Source organism: Algoriphagus antarcticus, assembly GCF_002150685.1.
GTDB classification, from domain to species: domain Bacteria; phylum Bacteroidota; class Bacteroidia; order Cytophagales; family Cyclobacteriaceae; genus Algoriphagus; species Algoriphagus antarcticus.
Genome location: NZ_MSSW01000069.1, coordinates 1 through 1,849, shown reverse-complemented (window position 1 = coordinate 1,849; position 1,849 = coordinate 1). Strand labels below are relative to the sequence as shown.

Annotated in this window: 3 protein-coding genes and 2 pseudogenes; 4 read left to right on the top strand and 1 reads right to left on the bottom strand. The window is 37.4% G+C overall.

Annotated features, from left to right (window positions below):
* The 4 genes and pseudogenes from BVH04_RS20375 to BVH04_RS26235 all read left to right on the top strand — a co-directional run.
* Positions 1–472, top strand: a 472-nt coding sequence (locus BVH04_RS20375; protein WP_147303448.1) for a site-specific integrase, incomplete at its 5' end; no start/stop codon positions are given.
* Positions 473–580: 108 nt separating this feature from the next.
* Positions 581–862: a hypothetical protein gene (locus BVH04_RS26245; protein WP_240511000.1), complete on the top strand. Its 282-nt coding sequence runs from the start codon at positions 581–583 to the stop codon at positions 860–862.
* Positions 852–998: pseudogene (gene rhuM / locus BVH04_RS26510) on the top strand (RhuM family protein); the annotation flags it as partial. The gene BVH04_RS26245 and the pseudogene rhuM, both read left to right, overlap by 11 nt.
* Positions 999–1,121: 123 nt before the next feature.
* A complete protein-coding gene (locus BVH04_RS26235; protein ID WP_240510999.1) occupies positions 1,122–1,625 on the top strand; it encodes a type II toxin-antitoxin system death-on-curing family toxin in 504 nt (167 codons plus the stop codon).
* A gap of 13 nt (positions 1,626–1,638) precedes the next feature.
* Here BVH04_RS26235 and BVH04_RS20365 read toward each other — a convergent pair.
* A pseudogene (locus tag BVH04_RS20365) lies at positions 1,639–1,849 on the bottom strand (conjugal transfer protein TraG); the annotation flags it as partial.

Sequence of the window (1,849 nt, the reverse complement as noted above, 5' to 3'; positions counted from 1 at the left end):
TATCTTTCTATTCAGTTGCTATACAGGGTTGGCCTACATAGATGTGAAAAATCTTCAAAAGAGTCAGATCTCAGTTGGAATTGACGGTGAGCAATGGATTTACACTCATAGACAAAAAACAAATTCCCCTACCCGTTTGCCATTATTGCCCAAAGCACTTGAATTGATCGAAAAATACCGATCACATCCCCAATGCCAAGATGGAACTCATGTTCTACCAGTTCTGAGTAATCAAAAGATGAATTCCTATTTGAAAGAAATTGCCGATGTCTGTGAAATAAACAAACCTCTCACCTTCCATATCGCTAGGCACACGTTTGCCACCACGATCACCTTAGCAAACGGAGTTCCAATCGAAACTGTATCGAAAATGCTTGGGCACAAATCGCTTAAACAAACCCAACATTATGCTAAAATTCTAGATACTAAAATAAGCTTTGATATGCAGGCATTGAGGGATAAACTCTCTTAACTGCCAGGATTTCATAAGTGGATCTAAAGAAAATATCCCAAAAAATTGATTCTGCCATCTTATAAGAAGTCGGAAACTCATTAATGAATTTTAAATTGAACGTTACTAATGGAAAATCTAATCGAAATATATCAGGGTAATGATGGCCAGACTCAAATTGAAGTGAAGTTTGAGAATGAAACTACCTGGTTAACAAACAGCCAATTAGTAGAGCTATTTAAATCCAGTAAAGCAAACATTAGCGAACATATCAAAAACATCTTCGAATCTGAGGAACTAGATAAAGTCTCAACTGTTCGGGATTTCCGAACAGTTCAAATGGAAGGTAAAAGAGCAGTTGAAAGAGATAGAGTACATTATAACCTGGATGTAATAATCGCTGAAAGCTGAAAACTATAATTCAAATTCAAAATTAATTGATAGAGTACATTATAACCTGGATGTAATAATCGCTGTCGGTTACCGGGTTAATTCCAAAAGAGGCACTCAATTCCGTCAATGGGCAACCCAAAGACTCAAAGGCTTCTTAGTCCAAGGCTACGCTATCAATGAGAAGAGGTTATCGCAGAAGCAGCAAGAAGTCCAAACGCTGAAAGATGGAATTCGAATTTTAAGCAGAGTAATTGAGCAAAAAGCACAGGATCAAAACTTGGATTGGCTGAATCACTTTGCAAAGGGGCTAGAGTTACTGGATGATTATGATCATGAGAATCTGGACAAAAAAGGATTAAGTAAGAGACAAGCCAACTATCCAGAACTAAGTGATTATAAAATGGTGATTTTAGCAATGAGATCAGATTTTGAATCAGGAGTATTCGGTAAGGAGAAAGATGGAAGCTTTGAAAGTGCTATTTCACAAATCACTAAAGGCTTTGGAGATGAAGATTTCTATCCTACCCTAGAAGAAAAAGCAGCTACACTTCTATACTTGATTGTGAAGAATCATGGGTTCGTAGATGGCAACAAACGAATAGCAGCAGCTTGCTTCCTTCTCTTTTTGCAGTCCAATGATTTGCTTCACAATAGTGAAGGGATTTCGATTATTAGCAATGATGCACTAGCCAGCTTAACTCTTTTTCTCGCATCAAGTAAACCTGATGAAATGGACACAGTAAAGAAATTGGTAATTAGTGTTTTGAATAGAAATAATTAGTATTCAAAACTTTTCAACTACCCTTCCTAATCACCAGATGCTTCTGAGCCGGATCATTCAATAACCTGCTCATCTCGGCTTGAATAATATCTTGCACATCCTGTTTGATCTGCAGGTAATTTCGCTGTACGATGGTATTGTCCAGCTTTCGGATTACAGGGATTGCCTGATAGTTATCCTGCTCCTTTTTCAATGCCTTATGATCGTTGATAATTTCAGAATGG

Bases quoted from the DNA above. Each gene is read 5' to 3' on its own strand.
- BVH04_RS26245 (WP_240511000.1), top strand. From the start codon at position 581: ATGGAAAATCTAATCGAAATATATCAGGGTAATGATGGCCAGACTCAA.